Origin of the sequence: Pectobacterium sp. IFB5596 (assembly GCF_021432585.1) — a bacterium.
GTDB classification, from domain to species: Bacteria; Pseudomonadota; Gammaproteobacteria; order Enterobacterales; family Enterobacteriaceae; genus Pectobacterium; species Pectobacterium punjabense.
The window spans coordinates 392,398-416,436 of record NZ_LXFY01000023.1 but is presented as its reverse complement, the minus strand read 5'-3'; the positions used below and the strand labels follow the sequence as shown (position 1 = coordinate 416,436).

The window sequence follows — 24,039 nt, the reverse complement described above, 5'->3', positions numbered from 1 at the left end:
TGCATCGCTGAATCTCAATAGCCAACATCCCTTCTAAATATAACCAGCGCCCCTCGCGGGCGCTGGCTCTGCTGCCGCTGTCTACGGCCTCTTGTAGAAATTGTTCTTCTTTATGCTGATGCGGTGTAAGTGTTTCGTGCGTGTTAGGCATCTTATTTCTCTGTAACATCGTTACACGCCCGACAAGGCGCGCTTGTATCTCAATCGCCGCAGTGCCTTGACCACTGGCTTTTCAGCGTGATTCGCGCCGCTGCGCGGTGCCTTCGGTGTTCATGTCCACTATTCGGACCGTCTGCGACGTGTTTACTCGCTTCATAAATGGGACTCGCCCTTCGGGCCAGCACAAGTGCTGTTCAAAAACGTCTCTGACGTTTTTGTCAGACGTGGCGCAGGCTTTCGCGGCGTCCATGCCGCTCATCCGACAGTCATGTACACCTCAGCGCGATTTTTTACGCCGATATAAGACAAAGAGCGAGTGCTTTGGATGATGCAGATGTTAGCTATAACGGAAAAAGGCTCTCCGAAGAAAGCCTTTTGGGAAATACCCGACGGGAATGATGAGCCCGTCGGGTTGAGGGTTAGAGACGTATTACCACCAAGCTTCCGCTTGAATACCGAAGTTCACTGCATTGCTGCGATCGTCGTTGAAGGTGTTGCGGTTTTCATTTCCACGGTTTTGGTAAGACACGAAGAAGCGCAGTTCCGGGCGTGTCAGCATGGGAATATCGGCACTGAAGGCGTGTGCCAGCGTGTATTTTTCACCACTGTATTTGGTTTCTGTACCCGCTTTCCAGCTGTCTTTTTTCTGATATGCACCCACTTCCAGATAGGTTTTCTGGTTCTTGGTCCAGGCATATTGGCCGCGGCCTACCGCAGACAATAACTCTGTGCTGTCGCGCCAGCGGCTGATTTCATCCGCTTTACCGTAGGTCAGCACGTGGCTAAGGGAAATATGATCGGTGATTGGCAGGTCACCTGCCTGAATGACGCGATAGCCTTTGGCGCTGTCGTTGATGCTCCAGACGTCATACCAGCCGCCGCCCTGATCGACCATGTTATGTGCCAGCCCTTTGTCGGCATATTGCAGCACCAGTTTCTGGTTAGATTTGAGGCCAGAGAAATAGTGGCTGAGTTCAGCCGTGAGCATCATCGAGTTTTTAGGATCGAATTTCCCTCCCCCTTCAGCGGGTGAGACGATGAAGATATTTTTCTGGGTATCCGCTTCATTTGGCATTGCGTAGGAGATACCGAACTCTGTCCAGGCACCGTCCCACGGCTTCCAGCCCGCATAGCGTGCGTCCAGATAGTTGATATTCAGATCGTTATAAGTGTCAGTTCTGTCTTTACATGCTTGAGTACTGCTGTCGCAGCCTAAATCAATGTTCATGTTCTCTGCATCAGCACGAATCCAGGCAAATGAGAACGCACCTTCACCCGCTTTGATGTTTTCGATCCCGGCACCCGCACCGGAGATATTCCAGTATTTGGTATCGATGATGTGCAAATCATGACGCTGATAATAACGTTTCCCTGCCCAGACGGTGGCATCTGGCAGACCAGGAACAAAGCCCTTCGCCTGAAGGTTCAACTGGCGCAGGCCAAACTCGGCGTCGTCATTTTTTGTGGTTTCATTGTCGTTCGAGCCATTAGAGAACATGGAAATCATACTGTCGAAGTAAAACGTTTTCCCATTTTCGTTATACAGCTGCTGCCCTAATTGGATTTCGCCGTAGGTGTCATCTTCGTTACCTAATCTTCCTACATAGCTTTTATCGGCCGCCTGTTGCTTTCCGTGGTTTGAAGCCCCCACGCCAGAACGGAAGTACCCTGAAAAATCAACAGAATAAGAAGGGGTTGCCAGCATTGCCAGACTCAGGGCAATGGATGTCGTCAGCAGTTTTCTTTTCATAATATACCTTTCGCTTATTCGGGTAAGGATGTGGATGTTCCAAATAACATGACGTGAACGGAGGTAAAACGTTTCCACTCATGGCGAAGGATTATGGGGGAATAAAATAACGCGTGACATGATTGTTCTCACAAAATACAAAAGAGTTACACCAAAATTTACACTGATTTAACGATGGCACAGGCTGAGTTTAGGCGATTTATCAGGTTATAGATGATGTTATTTGCTGTGTAATGAGGTGTAACTGGTTACACATTTTGTTTTTTAGCCTCAAATGCAGCATAAAATTTTTTTATGTCAGAATCGGAAATGTTTCTGGAAAAGAGTGAAAGGCGTCTGCGTAAGAGAAATAAAGAACAAGATGTGTGAGTGCGGAAGGGGGAATGATGTCACTGTTTGCCTGATGTAAACGAGTACCACATCAGGCAAACAGTGCGATAGCGGTTACTTCTTACGGGCTGGGGGGCTAACAGAATGGCGGCGTACCAGCGTCGGGCTAAACATATTCGTCGTTTCGCTGAGCTGTTTACCGTGGGATAACGCGATAGCCAATTCTGCCGCCTGAATGGCCATGGCGGAAACCGGATAGTGCACGGTGGTCAGGCGAGGGCGGAGGTAACGAGCGATCAATACGTCATCAAACCCGACCACCGACATATCCTGCGGTACACTGATGCTGTTATCACTCAGGACGGAAAGGGCGCCAGCTGCCATGGAGTCGTTGTAGCACACCACCGCTGTCATATTACCACCACGACTTAATAGTTCCGTCATGGCTGACTCGCCGCCCACTTCGTCCGGTGAGGCGCGGGCAATGAGGCGCTCATCCCGTGCGATGCCGTGCTCTTGCAGTGCATCCATATAGCCTTGTAGGCGGTCGGTGGAGTCGGAAATTTGGTGGTTGGAACAAAGAAAACCGATCTTCTGATGGCCTTCCTGAATCAAATGGCGTGTTGCCAGCCAAGAACCATAGCGATCGTCGAGCGCAACGCAGCGGTGTTCATAACCTGGTAAGGTGCGGTTAATGAGCACCATATCAGGAATATGGCTCATCAGCGCCGCCAGTTCCTCATCTGAAAGCATTTTTGCATGCACGATCAGCCCTGCACAGCGGTGGCGAATCAGCTGTTCAATGGCTTTCTTTTCCTGTTCGGCATTGTGGTAGCCGTTCCCAATTAGCAGGAAGTTGCCGGTTGCCTGTGCTATTTGTTCGACAGATTTGACCATTGTCCCGAAAAAGGGATCGGACACATCCGCAACGACCAGCCCCATTGTCTCTGCACTTTGGTGTGCAAGCGCTCTGGCATTGGCATTTGGGTGGTATTGCAGCTCCGCCATCGCCTTGTGTACGGCTTCCCTTGAGGCCGTACTGGCTTTGGGCGAATTATTGATGACGCGCGAAACCGTAGCGACTGATACACCTGATAGACGAGCAACATCCTTTATTGTGGCCATTGGCATTCCTGAACGGTCAAATGCGTGGTGAGGCGGACCGCAGCCTAACGCACAAGTTAAAAGAAAAAATCGATTACTTATATTGATAAATGTACAGGTTTTTGGGGGATGTTACCTACCCGACCTGCTTTCCTTTTTGATCCAGACCGTACTTATGTGATCGCTATCAACAATCATCGACTATTTCTCTCTTCCAAAATACCATCCTGAGGTTTAAATTTAGGGTAACCGATTACACCTATGCGGTGGCTAAACGATAGCAGTCTATCTGTATTCAGCATTATTACAGCTATTTTATCCATAGCTTAGGGTGAAACTGATTACATTAACGGGGTTTTCTGGTTAGGTTTACTGTCTTTTTAAACGCTTTTTCCAGACTGCTGACTGGCTGTTAGCGCCCTACAATTGGCTGCGGATGGCTACCACTGCTGTACTGAATTCGTATTTTGTATTGAGGAGTAGCTTATGCAGTTTGAGCCAACTGAACATCCGCATCGTCGTTTTAACCCACTTAAAGGCGAGTGGATTTTGGTTTCTCCACACCGTGCCAAGCGCCCTTGGCAAGGCCAGCAGGATGAACCCGACCGTGCCACGCCGCCGCCTTACGATCCGACCTGCTATCTGTGTGCGGGCAATAAACGTATTACGGGCGATATCAATCCGCACTACCAGAGCACCTTTGTTTTTACCAATGACTTTTCGGCACTGATGGAAGACACACCGGAGGCTCCCTCGGGGGACGACGAGTTGTTCCGCGTGCAGCAAGCCCGTGGGGTAAGCCGTGTGATCTGTTTTTCTCCCGATCACAGTAAAAGCCTGCCACAGCTTTCGCTGCCAGCACTGAAAGCCGTGATCGATACGTGGAGCGATCAAACCGAGGAACTGGGCAAGCGCTATCCGTGGGTGCAGGTGTTTGAGAACAAAGGCACGATGATGGGGTGTTCTAATCCGCACCCACACGGGCAAGTTTGGGCTAATGATTTTTTACCCAACGAAGTGCTGCGTGAGGATGAACAGCAGCGTGACTATTTTACTCGCCATGGCTCGCCATTATTACTGGACTACGTTCAGCGAGAGCAGTCTGACGGTTCACGCATTGTGGTGGAAACCGAGCACTGGTTAGCCGTTGTCCCTTACTGGGCGTCGTGGCCGTTTGAAACGCTGGTACTGCCCAAGTTTGCCGTGCAGCGATTGCCACAGCTAAATGACATTCAGCGTGACGATTTGGCATTGATACTGAAAAAACTGACCAGCCGTTACGACAATCTGTTTCAGTGTTCATTCCCCTATTCGATGGGGTGGCATGGCGCACCGTTTAAGGGTAACGACATCCAGCACTGGCAACTGCATGCCCATTTTTATCCCCCGTTATTACGCTCCGCCAGCGTGCGAAAATTTATGGTTGGCTATGAAATGCTGGCTGAAGCACAGCGTGATCTGACGGCAGAACAGGCCGCTGAACGCTTACGCAGTGTGAGCGATATCCATTTTAGTGAGCAAATTTGAGGTCATTTTATGAGCCGTATTGATTCTCTACGTCAGTTAACTGAGTCTGTTTTTGTCCGATTATTTGGCTATGCGCCGCACGCTGCTATTCAGGCTCCTGGCCGGGTTAACCTGATTGGTGAACACACCGATTATAACGACGGTTTTGTCTTGCCTTGTGCTATCGATTACCAGACGGTTGTCAGCGCGGCGGTACGTCAGGATGGCATCGTGCGGGTGGTGGCGGTGGACTATGACAATCAGCAGGATGAATTTGATCTTGCTAAAGAAATAGTGCCTCACCCGGAATATCTTTGGGCCAACTATATTCGCGGAACGGTGAAGTTTTTGCTGGCGCGTGGCCTGCCGCTTAGCGGCATGGATATGGTGGTCTCTGGGAATGTGCCTTCCGGCGCCGGGCTGAGTTCTTCAGCTTCGCTGGAAGTGGTAATCGGGCAGACGTTCAAGGAATTGAATAATCTGGATATCAGCCAGTTGGATGTGGCGTTAAACGGTCAGCAGGCGGAAAACCATTTTGTCGGCTGTAGCTGCGGTATTATGGATCAGTTCATTTCCGCTCAGGGGCGTGTAGGTCAGGCGATGTTGATCGACTGCCGCTCTCTGGAAGGGCGCTCTGTGCGCATGCTCGACGGTGTCGATGTGCTGATCGTGAATTCCAATGTGCGCCGTGGGTTGGTGGACAGTGAATACAACACGCGCCGCCAGCAGTGTGAAGCGGCAGCGCGTCACTTTAACGTTAAAGCGCTGCGTGATGTATCACTGTCACAGTTTGAGGCGGGCATCGAGGGGCTGGACCCGGTGGCGGTACGTCGTGCGCGGCACGTCATTACCGAGAATCGCCGGACGTTGGAAGCCGCCGATGCGCTGGCGCGTCAGGATGCTCACCGCTTGTTTACACTGATGGCAGAATCACATGTCTCCATGCGTGACGATTTTGAAATTACCGTACCGCCGATCGATACGTTGGTCACGTTGATTCAGGATTATGTCGGTGAGCGGGGCGGCGTACGCATGACCGGTGGCGGTTTCGGTGGCTGTATTGTTGCCCTTATCCCTTCGGCGCTGACGGATGAAGTCAAACAGGTGATCGAACGTGAATATCCGGCGCGCACCGGGCTTCAGCCGTCAATCTATCTGTGCCAGGCATCCGATGGTGCGGGTCGTTTGAGTTAAGTTCAGGCTAGTTAAACGCAAGCGAAAAGGGCTTTATGCGTAAAGCCCTTTTTACAGGTCTTCGCCTTAAGGCAGCAGAAACAGCGTCGCTAATCCAAGGAAGATAAAGAAGCCGCCAGTGTCGGTGATTGCCGTAATCATCACGCTGGAACCGATGGCCGGGTCGCGTCCAAGCTTCATCATAACCAGCGGAATCGCGACACCCATTAGCGCGGCGAGCAGTAAATTCAGCAGGATTGCCAGCATCATCACGCCACCCATAGCAGGGCTGCCATAGAGCAGGAAGGTCACTACGCCCATGATCGTGCCCCATATCACCCCGTTTACCAGCGCAACGCCTAATTCTTTGAGCAGTAAATACGATTTTTTACCGTGCTCAAGCTGATGCAACGCCAGTGCGCGTACAATCATGGTGATTGTCTGGTTACCGGTATTTCCGCCGATGCCGGCAACAATCGGCATGAGCGTCGCAAGCGCCACCAGATGCGATAGTGTGTGCTCAAATAGACCAATGACCCGCGAGGCAATGAGCGCCGTGCAAAGGTTGATAGCCAGCCATGCCCAGCGATTGCGGAACGACTTATAGACGGGCGCGTAGACATCTTCAGAAGGTGTTAACCCCCCAGAACGCCGCAGGTTACTATCACTTTCCCGGTTTACGACATCGACGATATCTTCAATCGTCAGGCGTCCCATTAGCTTGCCTTTGCTGTCCACGACGGCGCTAGAAATTAAGTTATAACGCTCAAAGGCGCCAGCGGCCTCTTCGACTTTATCTTCAGGCTGAAATCTCAGCGGCTGAGCATCCATCACGTCAGTCACCAAAGCATGAGGCGACTGGAGCAGGATACTCGCCAGCGATAGCTCACCGATCAGCGTGTTTTTGCGATCGGTCACGAACAGCTTATCGGTAGATTCAGGAATGGTTTTGCGGTAGCGCAGATAGCGTTGTACGGCTGTGAGGGTGACGTCGGCGCGTATGGTGATGAGTTTGAAATCCATCATGTGGCCGAGGCAGTCTTCATCATAGTTGATGGCAGCCCGTAGCTGCGCACGCTGCTTCGGCTCAAGTGAGGTGAGTATTCGACCCAGCAAATGGCGGGGGACAAGGCGAGATAATTGCGCCTGTTCATCCACATCCAGTACCCGAACTGCCCTTAGAATTTCCTTATCCTGCATATCACCGATCAGATCGTCGGAAATACTGTCTGAGGCCTCAATTAAAACGTGGCCGCGTTTCGCTATGGGGATAAGCCGCCAGAGCGCCAGGCGTTCATCCTGTGGTAACGATTCCAGCAAATCGGCCAGGTCAGCAGCATGAAGATCGACGATCAGTTCGCTAATTTCTGCGGTTTGATCGAGCAGAAGACTTTTTTCACGTAGCTTGATTTTTTTACTTACTACCGTTTTGTCGCTTAACGTGGTTTCGTCATGTTCTGTGATAGGGGATTGCCGATTGATGATGTCTTCAACCAGCTCTTTATTTTCTAATAGCAGAAGGGAAATGCGACGCCGGAGGTCGGTAAGTTTTTTTACACTCGACATAATGTTTTATGCTCGGTCTGTTTTTTATCCATGTTTTATTAAACGTAGCGCAAAATCAGTAGATTAAGAATAGGATTACTGGCGAATCACAGTCTGAAAAACGAGCTAATACTGGTCAAACGTGTTTTTCAGGATGTTTTTTATTTAATGTGATATTAAATCGTTTGCTATTTGGTTTTGGGCGATGTAGAGTCAATACCAGAAACGCAACAGATACCGATGGCAGAGACGATGAACGATAACGCTTATAAACTGGATGGACAGCTATGCTTCGCACTGTATTCTGCCAATCTGGCAATGAATAAGCTGTATCGTCGTTTACTGTCTGAACTAAACCTGACCTACCCCCAATATCTGGTGATGTTGGTTTTGTGGGAACGTGATGGATTGACGGTATCTGAGTTGGGCGAGCGGCTGTATTTGGATTCGGCTACGCTAACGCCATTGCTCAAGCGCTTACAAAGTGCAGGGCTCGTGGTACGTAACCGAGGGACGGAAGATGAGCGTCAGGTACTGATCGGATTAACCGAAGCGGGTCGTGCCCTTCAGCAACAGGCGCGGGCGATTCCTGAAAGTGTGTTTTGTGCGACGGAATGTCATCTCGAACAGCTACAGACGATCAAAAAGGATCTTGAGATGCTACGTAAAAACCTGATCGGACACCTTTAAACACGCGCTTGTTCTAGGCATATCGTAAGAGTTGTTAGGTTGCGTCATATTTTTAAGTCATTTATTTTAACCAACTAAGTAGTGTGCGATTTAATTTTTTGCTATGTAAATAAAATGAAGCAGCATCCCTATTTCCTTAACTATCTGGAGTCACATTATGTCTATTGAAAAAGTCTTATACGTTGCTCATGCTCAGGCCACTGGTGGTCGTGATGGTCGCGCGGTATCTTCCGACAACGCGGTTGATATTAAATTAACGACGCCACGTGAACTGGGCGGTGCAGGCGGTGCAGGCGGTGAGGGGACGAACCCAGAGCAGCTATTTGCTGCTGGCTATTCTGCCTGTTTCCTTGGTGCAATGAAGTTTGTTGGTGCACGTGAGAAAATCGCCGTACCGGCTGGTACAACGGTAAACGGTAGCGTAGGCATCGGTGCCATCCCTACAGGGTTTGGTATTGAAGTTGAACTGAAAATTTCCCTGCCAGGTTTGGATCGCGCAGTGGCTGAAGATCTGGTGCAGAAAGCCCATATCGTTTGCCCTTACTCCAATGCAACGCGTGGCAACATCGATGTGACTTTGACTATCGTCTAAGTCCAGTTTGATGTGAGGGTATTATTGAGCGTTGAAAACGGTGGCTGCGAAGATTCGCACTGCCGTTTTTTTTATTTGTGCGACATAAGCTGAATGGGCAACGCGTGCTGATGTGAAGAACGGGCACGAAGAGACACAGGCAATAAAGCCTAACGAGGCAATATAAGAAACGGCTTTAGCTAAGCGTTACTCTTTCTGATTAATGAGTACGTTGGTAGGAGGCAGTAGCTGTTCAGCACGTTGCTGCTGTTTGTCTTGATGATGGGCAAACGCGGTGATAGTGGAGTAGGCAAAACGACCTAAAAGAATAATGAAGCTGATGAGCAAAACAGCACGAGCGATACGGGAGCCACTTCGTCGTGGGCGTATCGATAATCGTCGTTTGTGGGTAAGCGTGGACATTACCAGTAAATCCTCTGTGAAAGCGAACATTCGCTGTTGTTTATTTAGGCACAAGCAGTGGCCTAGGTCAATCTGCCGCAGTGAAAAAGGTGATGGACGAACGGGTTTCCGCACGTTCAGTGCAAGGATAGGATTTTAGGAACGAGTACGGAGAGGGAAGTGAGTGAGAATTGGGGCGGTGGTATAAAAAACCCGCTCAAAAACGGATAAGCGGGTTGTGTAGTACGGCGGAATTACGCCGTGGTATTGACGTTACGCCCAATCGCCGGGTTTGCTGGCAGTGGGGGTAAGGCTTGCAAAATACCTAAAGCAACAGACTCTTGGCTGTCGAGCGCTTTTTTCATCACAAGCGTACTGGCCTCACTGCTGGTGCGCAGGTTGCTGAGGTCGGTTGCGAATGATGCAATCTGTGAGACATCCATTTTACTCTCCTTAACGTTGAGTTGGATTACTATCCGATATATACCCGTCATACTTCAAGTTGCATGTGCGTTGGCTGCGATACTCGGCTTACTTACGTGAGCCTCGCCCTTGCGCGCCAACGCTTTGCGTTGTTCAAAACGCTAACGTTTTGTCCTGAAACTCGAATTATTTAGGGTATGGAAAGGAAGTGCGCCTTTCCACCGAGGTTGCACGATGTTGGTGAATATTCTCACCAGTCATCAATTTAGTATCGGCCTCATTCTGGCTAACTTTATGTTAACCAGAATGAACCCGCCAGCGCGGTGGCGCAATTTGCGCCTTATTATGGTGCCCAATGCGCGCCAGATTTCTTGCGCAACGCCTTCGGTAATCAGGCTTTCTCTTCCTCAATCATCAGCTTCCAGCCGGTGACGTCCTGCCAATATTCCTGTTCACGTTCCAGATCGAGTTGTACCAATGTGTTATTGGTAAAAAAGTCGTGCGGGAACGTCAGCGTCCAGTAATTGTCATCGGTATGTAATTGCAATGATTCTGGCGTCGTCGTTGCCTGCCGCTGGTTGTTTAACAGCGTGGCAAGACGTAGCAATTGTACCAGCGGCAAATACTGTTTCTTTTTAAACAGGTTCAGTCGTGGCAACTCTTCCAGCTTGATGGCCTTACGGTGCAGCCGTACGATCATTGACAGGACGAGCTGTTGTTCCTGATTGAAACCGGGCAGGTTGGTATTTTGCAAAATGTAGGCGGAATGGCGGTGCATGCCGCTATGGTTAATGCCCAATCCGACTTCATGCAGCATGGAAGCCCAGTTTAGGATGGCCTCAAGCTGTGGATGCACCAGGCTGGGGTTTTGCTCTGCCCATTGCGCATAAAGCTGTTGCGTGGTTTCCCGCACGCGTCGTGCCTGCTCTCGGTCGATATTGTAATGGGTTGCCAGGCTTTGCGCGGTACGGATACGAATATCCTGATGGCGGAAACGGCCTTCCATTTCGTACAGCACGCCTTCGCGCAGTGCGCCATCAGACAGGCGTAACTCTTTGATCGCCAGCGCATCGAAAATACCACACAAAATCGCCAGACCGGGCACCAGCACCGACTGCCGATCTTCGGATAGCCCCGGTAGGCTCAGCGATTTGAAGTGCTTAAACTGTAAAATTTGCGTGCGTAACATTTCCAGCCGCTCGGGGGTAATCAGACCGTCTTTTTCCCCCATTTCCACCAGAATTTCGTGTGTGGCTTTGATCGTTCCAGATGCACCGAGGGCAAATTTCCAACCGTATATGCGGTACTCCCAGGACAGCGTTTCCAGCTTCTGCGCCGCAGCCAGCCGAGCGCGCTTGAAATTGGCTTCGCTGATCTCACCATTGGGGAAAAATTGCTGTGCGAAGCTAACACACCCCATTCGACGACTTTCTACCAGCATCGGTTCGAAATCCTCACCGATAACCAGTTCTGTAGAACCACCGCCGATATCGATAACCAGTTTGCGGCCTTTTTCCGGCTGCGTATGCTCCACGCCCATAAAAATCAGGCGAGCTTCTTCATGACCGGAAATGATCTCTATTGGATAGGGAATGATGTCTGCCGCACGGCGCAAAAACTCTTGCGCGTTGGCCGCCTGACGCAGCGCGTGCGTGCCGACAATAGAAACGTTCACCGCGGGGAAGCCTTGCAGACGTTCAGCAAACAGCGCCAGACAGCTTAGACCGCGTTGAATGGCCTCTTCACTGAGCACATTTTTGTTGTCCAGCCCATCGGCCAGATGTACCCGCTGTTTTAAACGCCCCAATACCTGAAGCGCACCGTTTACCACACGAGCGATCACCATGTGAAAACTATTGGAACCCAGGTCGATAGCCGCGAATTCTTGCGGCTTCATCTCAGTTTTTTCATTGTTCGTTAGCGGCATTATTCAGGCTTATCTCCAGGTTGCTCCAACGCCTTGATGTAGTCGTAAATGGCATTTTGCGCGCGTACTTTACGCCGGTTGCCGCGTGATACATAGCGGTTGCTCGATTCTTTATCAATGACGCGGGCTTTCACCGTGTCGCTGAACAGGATATCCAGCGTTTCCAGTACGCGGTTTTTCAAAATAGGATCAAGGATTTCCACTGCGACTTCAATGCGATAATCAATGTTGCGTGTCATCCAGTCTGCGGAAGAGAGGTAGACTTTTTTGTCTCCGCCGTTGTTGAAGACATACACCCGATCGTGTTCCAGATAGCGGTCAAGGATACTGATGACCTGAATATTTTCGCTGATCCCCGGCAAATTAGGAATCAATGAACACATGCCGCGTACCAGCAGATTAATCTTCACGCCCGCAGACGAAGCCTGATACAGCTTTTCCGCCAGCCCTTTATCCACCAGATTATTTACCTTAAGCGTAATGCCTGCATCACGATTCGCCAGCGCGTTTTCGATCTCGGTATCGATCAGTTGGTAAAGTTTGTCGCGGGAGTTTTGTGGTGACACCAGCAGGTGCTCAAAGCTGACCGGGCGGTAAGGGTTTTCAATAAAGTTGAAGACGCGACGGACTTCGTTAGTAATGCGTTCGTCGGCAGTCAGCAGCGAATAGTCGGTATACAGACGGGCGGTTTTTTCGTTGAAGTTACCGGTGCCGATATGCGCGTAACGTACGATGTTTTCCCCTTCACGGCGGGAAATCAGAAACAGTTTGGCGTGAATCTTCAGCCCCGGCACCGAGAAAATGACGTGCACGCCGGCTTCGGTTAAACGTTTGGCCCAGTGAATATTCGCTTCTTCGTCAAAGCGCGCCTGTAGTTCGACGACCACGGTCACTTTCTTACCGTTGTGCGCTGCATGGATCATCGAATTAATGATGCGCGAGTCTTTGGCGACGCGGTAAATATTGATTTTGATGGACAACACGCTGGGATCGAACGAGGCTTGTCGCAGCAGTTCTAATACGTGCTCGAAGGTGTGGTACGGATAATAGAGCAGGATGTCACGTTCGCGGATCGCATCAAAGCCGTTGCGAAAATGGTTGAACCCAGTGTGTCGCAGGCGCGGCAACGGTTTGTTGACGAGATTAGCGCGTCCGACGTTCGGGAAAGAAATAAAGTCTTTGAAATTATGATAACGCCCGCCGGGGATCACTGAGTCATAGGAAGAGATACCCAGTTTCTCAAGTAACATGGCGACCATCGCGTCCGGCATGTCGCGCTGATAGACGAATCTCACCGGTTCAGCGGTCAGGCGCTGCTTCAGGCTGGAAGACATCAGCTCCAGCAGACTGGATTCCATTTCCGTCACCAAATCGTATTCCGCATCGCGCGTCATCTTCATGGAATACGCGTTCAGCGCATCATAATCAAAGAAGCCTTTGAAGATATCATCCAGACAGTAACGCAGGATGTTATCGATGAGGATCATGGTCTTACGGCGGCGTGGCGCTTCCGCTGGCAGATTGACGAAACGCGGTATTTTATCCGAAGGAATTTCCAGCAGGGCATAACTAATCTCATCGCCACGAATAATTTCGACGGCAAGATAGGTGTAGTTATCTTTCAGGAACTCCACCAGGTTGGTTTCGTCAAAGATAAGTATTGGCGTGATGTGTGGGCGTAGATATTGCCGGAAGTAGTCCCTCAGCCACTCCTGCTGATTAGGGGAAACCTGACGCTCGTTGACCAGAAAAATCTGGTTCCGCGCCATCTCCAACAGCAGTTCGTTATACAAGCTGTCAAAGAGTTGATCGGTTTTGAGTACACGCGCCTGAATTTTGCCTAAAAGATGCCGTAGATTGCCGTCCAGACCCTGTTCTTCGTTAATCAGAATGCGTCTTTTCAAATCGGCAAAACGGACTTTATAAAATTCATCAAGGTTGCTGGAGTAAATGCCAAGAAAGCGCATGCGTTCGATTAACGGATTGCTTTTATCTGCTGCTTCCTGAAGCACTCGCTCATTAAAGGATAACCAACTTAATTCTTTCTCTATATAGAGTTTGTCCTGACCCATTGTCACTCCGCTCAACTCATGTACTGAAGGTTCATCCAATATTCATACCCTTCCGCTGTGGAGATAGGGTACAACAACATTATGGCGTGTTGATGACGATACCCGTCATATTTCGAGCCGTTTGTGCGTTGGCTGCTCTCACTCACCCCAGTCACTTACTTGAGTAAGCTCCTGGGGACTCCCTCGGTTGCCGCCTTCATACAACTCGAACTATTTAGGGTATAAAATCTAATTCATAGACAGACTTACCATTGTCATATTATGGGCGTAAAGGCAACATATGCTACCCGCAATACGTTAGCAACACGACTCTGGCGGCTTCATTTTAACGGCGAGAATAATGGTCAAAACAGGCAGCACATTACAGTATCGGGATCGTCGACGAGCGTGGGTCGATCGTTTGGTACACCGCATTGTTGCGGGCAGCGGGCTGCTGGTGCTAGCGATGCTGTTGTTAATCTTCTTCTATCTACTGTATGTGGTGACGCCACTATTCCTGTCTCCTTCGGTCAACGGACAAAAAACGGTTCAACGCCACAGCGCGGAACCTTCGCTGGCATTGGGACTCAGCGATAATGGGCAAATTGGGTTTCGTATCGACGCTCAGGGATATGGTGAGTTTATTCCGTTTGCGGAAAATCAGCCTATGTCGCGTATTCAACTGGTTCCTGCCCTGAGTTTGCTGGCGCAAAGTCAGGGCGAGCGGCAGATTTATGCCTTGAGCCAACCTGATGGCCGCTTGCTTTTTGTTCAACCTGCATTGTCGCGGACGGAAAACCGTTCTCCTACCTGGATGTATCCGTTGGGTGAACAGGCGTATTCACTGGGGCTGCCCGCGCAGCCACTGCGTCATCTGGCGATAGCGGCTGTGGGCGAAAAACACGTTGTTACTGCGGCGATTGGTCAGGAAAATGCACTGATTATTGCCGATATTGATGAGAGCGGCGTGCGGCAACGGGCACAGATTACGCTGCCGGCTGGCGCGGTTAGCCAACTCCTGCTGACGCCAGACGGACAGCAAGTGTATTTGCTGCACGGGAATACATTAACGTTGTGGCAAGTGGGCGAAAATGCGCTGACGCTGCGTGAAGAACGGCAATTGCAACTGGCGGACCCCCTGCATCTGGCGCTGTTGTCCGGTGGACGTTCGTTGCTGGTGCAGGCTGCTGACGGGCGGATTAGCCAGTGGTTTGACGTCCCGAGTGAAAAGGGGGCCAGGCTGACGGAAACGCGTCAGTTTCCGCACGTTGCTGGGGAATTGGTATTGCTGGCGACAGAGGCGCAGCGACGCGTATTTGCCACATTAAATACACAGGGTGAGCTGTCACTGTTTGCCAGTAAACAGTCACATGCGCTGCTGACGCAGACATTGCCAGCACAGGCGCAGGGGATGGCATTTTCGCCGCGTGGTTCTGCCATGCTGATTGAAACGGCACAGGGGTGGCATCGCTACCAGGTTGATAATCCGTATCCCGATATTGGCTGGCGCGGGTTGTGGCAAAAGCTGTGGTATGAGAACTACCCGGAACCGGCGTATATCTGGCAATCCACGTCTGCGGATGACAGCTATCAGGCCAAATTCAGCATGATGCCGCTGATGCTGGGCACCATGAAAGCGGCGATTTACGCCATGCTGTTTGCTACGCCGCTGGCACTGTCTGCCGCGATTTACACCGCCTGCTTTATGTCGCCGACGCTGCGCCGCTGGATTAAACCCACGCTGGAGATCATGGGCGCGCTGCCGACAGTCGTCGTCGGCCTGATTGCGGCCATCTGGCTGGCACCGCATTTTGCGACGTATTTGTCCGCTATTCTGGTCATGCCGGTGTTGTGGATGCTGGCTGTGCTCGGCTGTGGTTGGTTGGTTGAGTGTCTGCCGAGACGCTGGCGTACCCGTTTCCCTGTGGGTTGGGACGCGCTATTTCTCATTCCCGCCATTTTGTTGACGTTCGTGGTTGGCTGTTGGGCCGCGCCGCATATCGAAATAGCGCTGTTGGGGCAACCGCTATACCAATGGTTGGGTGACGATTTTGCCCAACGTAATACGCTGGTGGCGGGGGTTGCTCTCGGCTTCGCCCTGATCCCGCTAATTTTTTCACTGGCGGAAGACGCTTTGTTTAGCGTACCCGCTCGCTTAAGCCAGGGTTCGTTGGCGTTGGGTGCAACGGCGTGGCAAACCTTGTGGCGTGTTGTGTTGCCGTCTGCCAGCGCGGGCATTTTTGCCGCGCTGATGCTGAGTTTTGGTCGCGCCGTGGGGGAAACCATGATTGTACTCATGGCGACGGGCAACACGCCGATTATGGATGAAGGTCTGCTTCAGGGCTTGCGCTCGCTGGCTGCGAATATTGCTATTGAAATGCCAGAAGCGGTAACGAATAGCGGTCACTATCGGGTGCTGTTTTTAACGGCACTCACGCTGTTTGTTTTCACGTTCATTGTGAATACGCTGGCTGAAACTATCCGGCAGCGTTTGCGCCAACGTTACCGTGATGAAGGAGAAAATGCGTGAAGCGCTGGTTCCGTTCGGGAAGGCCTTGGGTGTGGCTGACCGCATCGTCAATTTCCATTAGCCTGCTGGCGATGCTGGCAATTATCGTACTGTTGGCGGGGCAGGGAATGCGTTATTTGTGGCCGCAGCCCGTCTGGCTACTGACGTTACAGCCTGAACAGAGTGTGCAACGCGCGTTGATGGGGGAAATTTATGCCGAACAGACGCTTTCGCCTTCGCAGTTGCAACAGGCCAATTTAGCGTCTTCGTCTGGTAAGGAAGAAAACCGCTATTTGATCAAAATCGGCCAACGTGAAATTCATGGGCAAAGCTTTCGCACGCTGCTGTCCCGCGACATTGCTCACTTTGATAAACCTGCCGACATTCTGGTATTGAAACGAACCAATAATGGCACCGCCTACGGTTATCTGGCTGGGATGCTGGAGGGAGAACAACCGCTAGTGGCGACGGATCTCTCCGCAACCCTACGGCATCGCGTCGAGCAGGTTCAGGGATTGCTCGCGAAGACGCAGACAATCCGCATGGGCGAGATGGCAAAGATTAACCAGCAGTTTGAGACGCTACGGCTGGAAGAGAAAAAGCGACAGCAGGCAAAGACACTGGACAATCAGGCGCTAGCCCGTCTTCAGGCTGAACGTATCGAACTGCAACGCCGTTTTGATGAGCTATCGCGCCAGTTAACTGCACTTAATCTGGATATTAATCGCGATACGGTGCAGTTACGGGATGCGAACGGTAGCGTCCATCTTATCCCGCTAAAAGACATTGAGCAGGTCTGGTATCCTAATGCAATGAGCTTGTGGGAAAAAGCCCGCCATTGGGGCTATCAGGCGAAATACATGCTGATGCACTACTCGCCGGACAGTAATAGCGCGGGTCAACTTTTCCCTGCCATTTTTGGTACGGTATTAATGGTAGTGCTGATGTCCATTGTCGTGATGCCGCTGGGGGTGATCGCTGCGGTTTACCTACATGAATATGCAGGAAAAAATAGTTTAACGCGCTGGGTGCGGATTGCGGTGGTTAATCTGGCCGGTGTGCCATCAATTGTTTACGGTGTATTCGGATTAGGTTTTTTTGTTTATCTCATCGGCGGCACGTTGGATCAACTGTTCTACTCTGAAGCATTGCCGAACCCGACATTTGGTACGCCGGGGCTGCTGTGGGCGTCGCTGACGCTGGCATTGCTAACGCTGCCAGTGGTGATTGTGGCGACAGAGGAAGGGTTGTCTCGGATTCCGATGTCTGTGCGCCACGGTTCGCTGGCGCTGGGGGCAACCAAAGCCGAAACGCTGTGGCACGTTGTCTTGCCGATGGCGGTTCCCGCAATGATGACGGGGTTGATCCTCGCGGTGGCGCGTGCCGCAGGAGAAACCGCGCCGCTGATGTTGGTCGGCGTGGTGAAGTCGGTACCCGTCTTACCGGTTGATGATATTTTCCCTTATCTGCATCTTGAGCGAAAATTTATGCATCTGGGCTTTCAAATCTACGATTTGGCGTTCCAAAGCCCGGATGTGGAAGCGGCAAGGCCGCTGGTGTATATCACCGCGCTGCTGCTGGTATTGATTGTTGTCGGGTTGAATCTTGCTGCGATTGGGATTCGCCATGTTTTGCGTGAGAAATACCGTTCGTTATCACTCTGAAAGTAGGATGAAGTTATGGGATTTATGACACAAAAGGAGATGGCACCGCTGCCTGATGTTCATCAACTGAGTGATGAACAGACGACGTTAACCGTGGAACATCTGAATCTGTACTATGGCAATAAACAGGCATTGAACGATATTTCTATTCGCATCCCGAAGCATCAGGTCACGGCGCTGATTGGGCCGTCTGGCTGTGGTAAATCTACGCTTTTACGCTGCTTTAATCGCATGAACGATCTGGTGGATGACTGCCGTACCGAAGGTGATATCAGGCTGAATGGTATGCCAATTAACGACCCTCAGTTGGATGTTGCGGTGTTACGTCGCCGCATCGGTATGGTTTTTCAGCGTCCTAATCCGTTTCCCAAGTCGATCTATGAAAATGTGATTTATGGCCTGAGATTACAGGGGCTGCGCGATCGTCGCTTACTGGATGATGCCGTTGAGCGTGCGCTGCGGGCCGCGGCACTATGGCACGAGGTAAAGGATCGGCTAAGTGACAATGCGCTCACGCTATCTAGCGGACAGCAGCAGCGTTTAGTGATCGCTCGGGCGATCGCTATTGAACCAGAAGTGCTGCTGTTGGATGAGCCGACTTCTGCGCTCGATCCGATTTCGACGCTGATTGTCGAGGAGCTGATGGGAACGCTAAAACAGCACTTTACGCTGGTATTAGTGACACACAATATGCAGCAGGCGGCTCGTGTGTCGGATTACACCGCGTTTATCAATCAGGGTAAATTAATTGAGTACAACCGTACTGATGATTTATTTACCTCTCCGATACAGCGTCGCACAGAAGATTATATTACTGGGCGATTTGGTTAGATATTTATTTAAATGATATCATTGCTATGCATGTTATTTTATTATGAGTGGTGATGATATTATTAGGTTATTTAAGGTTTTTATTAAAATAAATAAATGGTTAATTATTTGTTCTTTAATATGAATATTTTTTATTTTATGGTGATTTAATTGCTGAAAAAAATAACATTTTGATTCATAGTTTACCTGCAGCAATTGGCTGCATTTAAATGGAATTACTCAGGATGAGAAAGAAAATATATATTGGATTTGCATTCAGTATGTTGGTTAGTGCTGTATTTCCGGCTTATTCTCAGGATATAGAAGAACCGGTGGCGGAAGCAATTACAGCATTTGATTCTCCGCTTCTGGAGAACCCAACATCTGCAAATGAATCCTCTTCTCAGGACTATAAACCTCTTCGTGCGCCAGCGCCTGCATTGAGTTCTGTCTATGTCTACGCCGTGGCATCAACACAGAATGGTGGAGCCTGGGAATATATTGGTCCAAATAAATCGATAACGGCTCAGGACCATGGTGGGGCACAACTGCGCATTGCGGTGCTGGAAGTCGGTTATGGGAACCATCGTTTTGCTTCGGTTGGTGGTCTAGACAAGAAATCCTATCAGATTAATGGCGTTTGTATTGTTCGTGGTAATTACAGCGAATCATGCCCCGTTGGGGCGACTTATGTAGGATGGATGGTTTATTTCAATGGCGATGGCATGCAGTCTGGCAATTTCCGCTATCAATCCACTTCTACTAATCCTCCTTTTAGAACGCTTAGCACTTCACTGAATATTCGATAACGCCATATTTTCAGCAGGCTCTCCCAAAAAGAGAGCCTATTTTTCATTATGCCGTTACGCTAATCGGCGTGTAACTGAGTTGGACTAATTTGTCTAATACCGTCTTTTGCTGCTCTGCATGTAAGTGTTCGCTGCGTGACAGTGAACCACTTATCCCGTTTTTGAGCATTTGGATAAAATTGATTTTCTGGTTGGGGTCGGCGGGAGCGACATCGTCAAGCGGAGGATGCAAAATGAGCAGTGCCGCCATACCGATTTCCAGACTTTCTTCAAATGACATATCGCCGGAGGCCGTAAGTTCTTTTGTCGCGTCAATCGCTTCCTGTGGTGTCATATTGGAAAAGTCATAACGTTTGCTTGACTGAATCGTTGAGGGAGGATTAGCAGAAACGGAATGGGGGGACTTAGACGTATTGCCAGCAAGTGAAAATGCGTTTTCCGCAGGTTCTTTACGGTTTACAGAGGGGACTGAGTAGTTAGTGATACCATTAAGGTTCGTGATGCTCATGATGAAGATTCCTTTCCTGCGAGAGTGAAATTCAATAGTAGAGCGTTGTTATGCAGCGCAATCGCGTGAATATAGAACAAAGTTTATCCTACTTAATGTATTTGTCTTCTTTTTTATTCTGTTAATTATCGACTGTTTTTTAGTTTATTGTTTGTTAGTGGTTTTGATAATTATATTATTTAATTGTTTCCATTAAATATAACCCGTATTGACGGTCAGCCTGGTGCATAGTCCCATCAAGCCATAAAAAAATTATGGCTACCGTTCATCAATTGTCCGTGCCATTTGAAAAATTGATGATAAAATGCGCGCAATTTTATGACTCTGGTAAGCGGCAGGTAAGATGAAATTCAGCACCATGAACGAAGGCGAAATTATTACCGAACTGTGCCGGAGAATAAAAGATGCCAGAATCCAGCAGCGCTTATCACAGGTTGATCTCGCTGAGCGTGCGGGGCTGGGGATTGCAACGATTAAACGGGCTGAAATGGGCGAATCCATTACGCTCAGCAGCCTGCTCTCTATTCTACGTGGGTTGAACCGTCTGCATCAGATTGACGGTGTGCTCTTCGATGCGGAAGTCGAATCTTTTCATGCGCAGATCAGCGGTGAGAAAAAACAGACGCCGCTGCGTATCAGGAAGAAAGCCGCGACGTTTCCTGCCAAAGCGCTCGCCAAACATGAAAACATCAAGAAGCCAGCTAACAGCACTGTGGACTGGTACATCGCGGCTGCTGAAAACAATATTGTCTGGTCGCAGCCGGAAAGTGATAAAAAATAAAGGGCTAATGCCAAATCATTCGCATTAACCCCCGAGTGTTGCGTTAATCTGCCAGGTATTTAACGCAACAGGAGCAGTGTTTCGCCGACTATTCGCACAGCACGACTTTAATCGCCAACCCACCGCGAGATGTTTCACGGTACTTGGCGTTCATGTCTTTGCCTGTTTCATACATGGTTTCAATCACCTTATCGAGTGATACGCGTGGCTCACTGGTACGGCGCATTGCCATTCTTGCGGCATTGATCGCCTTCACGGAGGCGATAGCGTTACGCTCAATACACGGTACCTGAACCTGACCCGCTACCGGGTCGCATGTCAGCCCCAGATTATGCTCCATGCCGATTTCTGCGGCGATGCACACCTGTTCCGGGTTGGCGCCAAGTAGCTCAGCCAGACCCGCTGCGGCCATCGAACAGGCAACGCCAACTTCTCCCTGACAGCCAACTTCAGCCCCAGAAATAGACGCGTTCATTTTGTAGAGCATGCCGATAGCCCCGGATGCCAGAAAGTAACGCAGGTAAGATTCTGGGGTGACGGGTTGAACGTAGCGATCGTAATAGGCCAGTACGGCGGGGATAATACCGCATGCGCCGTTCGTCGGTGCCGTAACGACGCGTCCGCCAGCCGCATTCTCTTCCGACACGGCCATCGCGAACATGTTAACCCAGTCCATCGCATCCATTGGATCGTTAGAGAAACGATCGTTGATGAACAATAGGCGATGCAGCGCTGATGCACGGCGGGGTACGCGCAATGGCCCAGGCAATACACCTTCGGTATTCATTCCGCGATGCATGCAGTCCTGCATGGTTTTCCACACGTCGGCAAAATAGTGCTCAAGCGCCTCCCGCCCATGCATCGCAATCTCGTTTTTCAGGACGATGGCGGATAAGGACAGGCAGTGATCGTGGCAATGTTGTAGCAGCTTCTGGGCAGAAAAGAATGGATAGGGCGCACTTTCCTCTGCCAGATTGGGTTTGCCGAAATTTTCCTGATCGACGACGAATCCGCCCCCGACTGAGTAATACGTTTTGCTATACACCAGCTCTTGCTGGTTATAGGCGCGAATGGTCATGCCGTTTTCATGCAGTGGCAGGTTTTCCGGCTGGAAGCGCAGAGAAGACTCCAGCGGGAAGCTGACCTCATACTGACCGTTGAGTATCGGTAGTCGCTGAGAGTCTTTCACCTGTTGAATAAAGGCCGGAATGCTATCGATGTTTACGCTATCTGGCAGGTTACCCGCAAGCCCCATAATGATGGCGATATCGGTGTGGTGTCCTTTTCCCGTTAGAGAGAGCGATCCGTAAATATCAACGACAATGCGTGTCACCGATGGGATAAGCGCACGATTCACCAGATCGTCGGTAAACATTTTGCCCGCTTTCATTGGGCCGACAGTATGAGAACTGGACGGGCCGATACCGATTTTGAAGATATCAAATACGCTGACCATAGCGATTTCCTTGAAAAAAAACGCCGCATACCCGTCATACTTCAAGCCACATGTGCGTTGTCAATACTCGGCTCACTTTGAGCCTCGCCCTAAAGGGTCGCCGCAAGCGGCGTTCAAATCGGCTAAGCCGATTTGTCCTTACTCACCCCAGTCACTTACTTGAGTAAGCTCCTGGGGATTGATGAACCTCATGAATGAGGTTCACCCTTCGGGTCAGTGCTTGCACTGTTCAAATCGGTCTGGGACCGATTTGTCATGCGGTCGCCGCGTTACGAGGTCCATAAATGAACCTCGCCCTAGCGGGCCAACGCTTTGTGTTGTTCAAAACGATAACGTTTTGTCCTGCAGCTCGAATTATTTAGGGTATGACTAAAAAATACCGTACTGGCGTTAAATTAGGGGGGAGGCTTACAGCAGATCGCGCAGGCTGTAAACAATGGCGGAAATAGCGATCAGTCCCATCAGGGTAACAAAGACGTTACTGATGTGGCCGCTGTACTTCTTCATCGCTGGAACTTTCTGGATGGCGTACATCGGCATCAGGAACAGCAAGCAGGCGATAATCGGACCACCCAATGTTTCGATCATACCCAAAATGCTTGGGTTCTTGGTCGCGACAATCCAGGTGGTAACCAGCATGAACAGCGCCGTGATGCGGTTCAGTTTGGTATGGGAAATGGTTTTGCCTCTGCTACGTAGGGTTTTCACGATCATGCCGTTAAAACCTTCGCCAGCGCCCAGATAGTGACCCAGAAAGGATTTAGAGATCGCGATAGTGGCAATAACCGGAGCCAGATAGCCGATGACCGGATTGTTAAAGTGGTTCGCCAGATAGGACAAAATAGAAATGTTCTGTGCTTTCGCTTCCATCAGCTCCGCCGGAGAAAGGCTCAGTACGCAGCTGAAGACAAAGAACATCACGGTCATCACCATCATGATGTGGCTATAAGACAGGATGCGTGAGCATTTTTTCTCTGCGTCATCGCCATATTCTTTACGCTTGGCAACGGCGAAAGAGGAGATGATTGGCGAGTGGTTGAAGGAGAAAACCATCACCGGAATAGCCAACCACAATGTCGCTAACAGACCGTTGCCCGTTACGCTGGAACTCAAAGAAATGTTTTCAAAAACAGAGGTATTCCAGTTCGGAATTAAATAAAGCGCCAGTAACATCAGCACGGCAACGAAAGGATAAACCAGAATACTCATTGCCTTAACGATCATCGCTTCACCGAAACGGACAATAAACATCAACCCAAGGATCAATATTAATGACAGCACGGCACGCGGTGGAGAAGGTAAGTGCAATTGGTGAGTAATAAAGCTATCTACTGTATTGGTGATGGCAACGCTATAAACTAATAAGATCGGATAAATAGCGAAAAAATAAAGTAAAGTGATTAATTTACCTGCACCAACGCCGAAATGTTCTTCAACGACTTCGGTAATATCTTCGCCACCTTTCTTGCCGGATAATACAAAGCGGCATAAGGCACGGTGAGAATAATATGTCATCGGGAAGGCAATCAGTGCCATGATAATTAACGGAATTAACCCACCAATACCAGCATTGATAGGTAAGAATAACACGCCAGCGCCGATGGCTGTGCCATAGAGGCCCAGCATCCAGACAGTGTCGCTTTTACGCCATCCTGAAGCCTGTTCTAATACCTGGCTGCTATCTTGAATGGTGCTCATATACTGATCTCTCCTCGGTGAACATATTAATACTCTGTTACAAGAGTATTGCCACATGATGTGGATTATAAAAATTACAGTATCGGCAAGTTGCCGTTACGGAGTTTAAAAAACGAACGAGACATGTTGCTAATTATGTCAGTAGGTCAATACTGTTTTGTGGCGGCATTCTA

19 protein-coding genes are annotated in these 24,039 nt (G+C 50.0%); 9 read left to right on the top strand and 10 right to left on the bottom strand.

What is annotated here, in order from left to right; translation table 11 throughout:
- Positions 1-589 precede the first annotated feature (589 nt).
- Both A6301_RS15555 and galR read right to left on the bottom strand, forming a co-directional pair.
- On the bottom strand, positions 590-1,909 hold the full coding sequence (locus A6301_RS15555; protein WP_234258187.1) for a maltoporin: 1,320 nt from the start codon (positions 1,907-1,909) through the stop codon (positions 590-592).
- A 444-nt stretch (positions 1,910-2,353) separates the two neighbouring features.
- Complete coding sequence (gene galR / locus A6301_RS15550) at positions 2,354-3,364, bottom strand: HTH-type transcriptional regulator GalR (protein ID WP_107170875.1); 1,011 nt, start codon at positions 3,362-3,364, stop codon at positions 2,354-2,356.
- A gap of 465 nt (positions 3,365-3,829) precedes the next feature.
- Here galR and galT point away from each other — a divergent pair, with 465 nt between their 5' ends.
- Both galT and galK read left to right on the top strand, forming a co-directional pair.
- Positions 3,830-4,870: a galactose-1-phosphate uridylyltransferase gene (galT, locus tag A6301_RS15545; RefSeq protein WP_205543113.1), complete on the top strand. Its 1,041-nt coding sequence runs from the start codon at positions 3,830-3,832 to the stop codon at positions 4,868-4,870.
- A 9-nt stretch (positions 4,871-4,879) separates the two neighbouring features.
- A complete protein-coding gene (gene galK, locus A6301_RS15540; protein ID WP_215484001.1) occupies positions 4,880-6,043 on the top strand; it encodes a galactokinase in 1,164 nt (387 codons plus the stop codon).
- A 66-nt stretch (positions 6,044-6,109) separates the two neighbouring features.
- Here the strand turns inward: galK and mgtE are convergent, their stop codons facing one another.
- A complete protein-coding gene (mgtE, locus tag A6301_RS15535; RefSeq protein WP_234258186.1) occupies positions 6,110-7,588 on the bottom strand; it encodes a magnesium transporter in 1,479 nt (492 codons plus the stop codon).
- 219 nt (positions 7,589-7,807) lie between these two features.
- Here mgtE and A6301_RS15530 point away from each other — a divergent pair, with 219 nt between their 5' ends.
- Together A6301_RS15530 and A6301_RS15525 are read left to right on the top strand one after the other, a co-directional pair.
- Positions 7,808-8,257 carry a MarR family winged helix-turn-helix transcriptional regulator gene (locus A6301_RS15530; RefSeq protein ID WP_234258185.1) on the top strand — a complete coding sequence of 150 codons (450 nt, stop codon included), beginning with the start codon at positions 7,808-7,810 and terminating at the stop codon, positions 8,255-8,257.
- Between the two features lie 157 nt (positions 8,258-8,414).
- Complete coding sequence (locus A6301_RS15525; protein WP_234258184.1) at positions 8,415-8,849, top strand: organic hydroperoxide resistance protein; 435 nt, start codon at positions 8,415-8,417, stop codon at positions 8,847-8,849.
- A gap of 186 nt (positions 8,850-9,035) precedes the next feature.
- On the opposite strand, the gene A6301_RS15520 is transcribed toward A6301_RS15525, so the two are convergent.
- From A6301_RS15520 to ppk1, 4 genes are all read right to left on the bottom strand, one after another.
- Complete coding sequence (locus tag A6301_RS15520) at positions 9,036-9,251, bottom strand: YfgG family protein (RefSeq protein ID WP_107170869.1); 216 nt, start codon at positions 9,249-9,251, stop codon at positions 9,036-9,038.
- Between the two features lie 233 nt (positions 9,252-9,484).
- On the bottom strand, positions 9,485-9,673 hold the full coding sequence (locus tag A6301_RS15515) for a YjfB family protein (RefSeq protein WP_107170868.1): 189 nt from the start codon (positions 9,671-9,673) through the stop codon (positions 9,485-9,487).
- Positions 9,674-10,044: 371 nt separating this feature from the next.
- A complete protein-coding gene (ppx, locus tag A6301_RS15510; RefSeq protein ID WP_107170867.1) occupies positions 10,045-11,580 on the bottom strand; it encodes an exopolyphosphatase in 1,536 nt (511 codons plus the stop codon).
- Positions 11,580-13,652, bottom strand: a complete 2,073-nt coding sequence (gene ppk1, locus A6301_RS15505) for a polyphosphate kinase 1 (protein WP_107170866.1) — start codon at positions 13,650-13,652, stop codon at positions 11,580-11,582. The genes ppx and ppk1 overlap by 1 nt, the downstream gene beginning before the upstream one ends.
- A 340-nt stretch (positions 13,653-13,992) precedes the next feature.
- On the opposite strand from ppk1, the gene A6301_RS15500 reads away from it, so the two are divergent.
- The 4 genes from A6301_RS15500 to A6301_RS15485 all read left to right on the top strand — a co-directional run bounded on the left by A6301_RS15500 (position 13,993) and on the right by A6301_RS15485 (position 19,423).
- The gene (locus A6301_RS15500; protein ID WP_234258183.1) at positions 13,993-16,161 is read left to right on the top strand and encodes an ABC transporter permease subunit; all 2,169 of its coding nucleotides are present in this window, start codon (positions 13,993-13,995) and stop codon (positions 16,159-16,161) included.
- The gene (gene pstA, locus A6301_RS15495) at positions 16,158-17,804 is read left to right on the top strand and encodes a phosphate ABC transporter permease PstA (protein ID WP_234258182.1); all 1,647 of its coding nucleotides are present in this window, start codon (positions 16,158-16,160) and stop codon (positions 17,802-17,804) included. The genes A6301_RS15500 and pstA overlap by 4 nt, the downstream gene beginning before the upstream one ends.
- A gap of 15 nt (positions 17,805-17,819) precedes the next feature.
- Positions 17,820-18,635: a phosphate ABC transporter ATP-binding protein PstB gene (pstB, locus tag A6301_RS15490; RefSeq protein WP_107170863.1), complete on the top strand. Its 816-nt coding sequence runs from the start codon at positions 17,820-17,822 to the stop codon at positions 18,633-18,635.
- Between the two features lie 224 nt (positions 18,636-18,859).
- Complete coding sequence (locus tag A6301_RS15485; RefSeq protein WP_234258181.1) at positions 18,860-19,423, top strand: YolA family protein; 564 nt, start codon at positions 18,860-18,862, stop codon at positions 19,421-19,423.
- A gap of 46 nt (positions 19,424-19,469) precedes the next feature.
- Here A6301_RS15485 and A6301_RS15480 read toward each other — a convergent pair whose 3' ends face one another.
- The gene (locus A6301_RS15480; protein WP_234258180.1) at positions 19,470-19,931 is read right to left on the bottom strand and encodes a hypothetical protein; all 462 of its coding nucleotides are present in this window, start codon (positions 19,929-19,931) and stop codon (positions 19,470-19,472) included.
- A 343-nt stretch (positions 19,932-20,274) separates the two neighbouring features.
- Between A6301_RS15480 and A6301_RS15475 the strand changes: the two genes are divergently transcribed.
- Positions 20,275-20,712 carry a helix-turn-helix domain-containing protein gene (locus tag A6301_RS15475; protein WP_234258179.1) on the top strand — a complete coding sequence of 146 codons (438 nt, stop codon included), beginning with the start codon at positions 20,275-20,277 and terminating at the stop codon, positions 20,710-20,712.
- 88 nt (positions 20,713-20,800) lie between these two features.
- On the opposite strand, the gene A6301_RS15470 is transcribed toward A6301_RS15475, so the two are convergent.
- Positions 20,801-22,168: an L-serine ammonia-lyase gene (locus A6301_RS15470; protein ID WP_205543103.1), complete on the bottom strand. Its 1,368-nt coding sequence runs from the start codon at positions 22,166-22,168 to the stop codon at positions 20,801-20,803.
- Between the two features lie 408 nt (positions 22,169-22,576).
- Positions 22,577-23,866, bottom strand: a complete 1,290-nt coding sequence (locus A6301_RS15465; protein WP_107170858.1) for an HAAAP family serine/threonine permease — start codon at positions 23,864-23,866, stop codon at positions 22,577-22,579.
- Positions 23,867-24,039 lie beyond the last annotated feature (173 nt).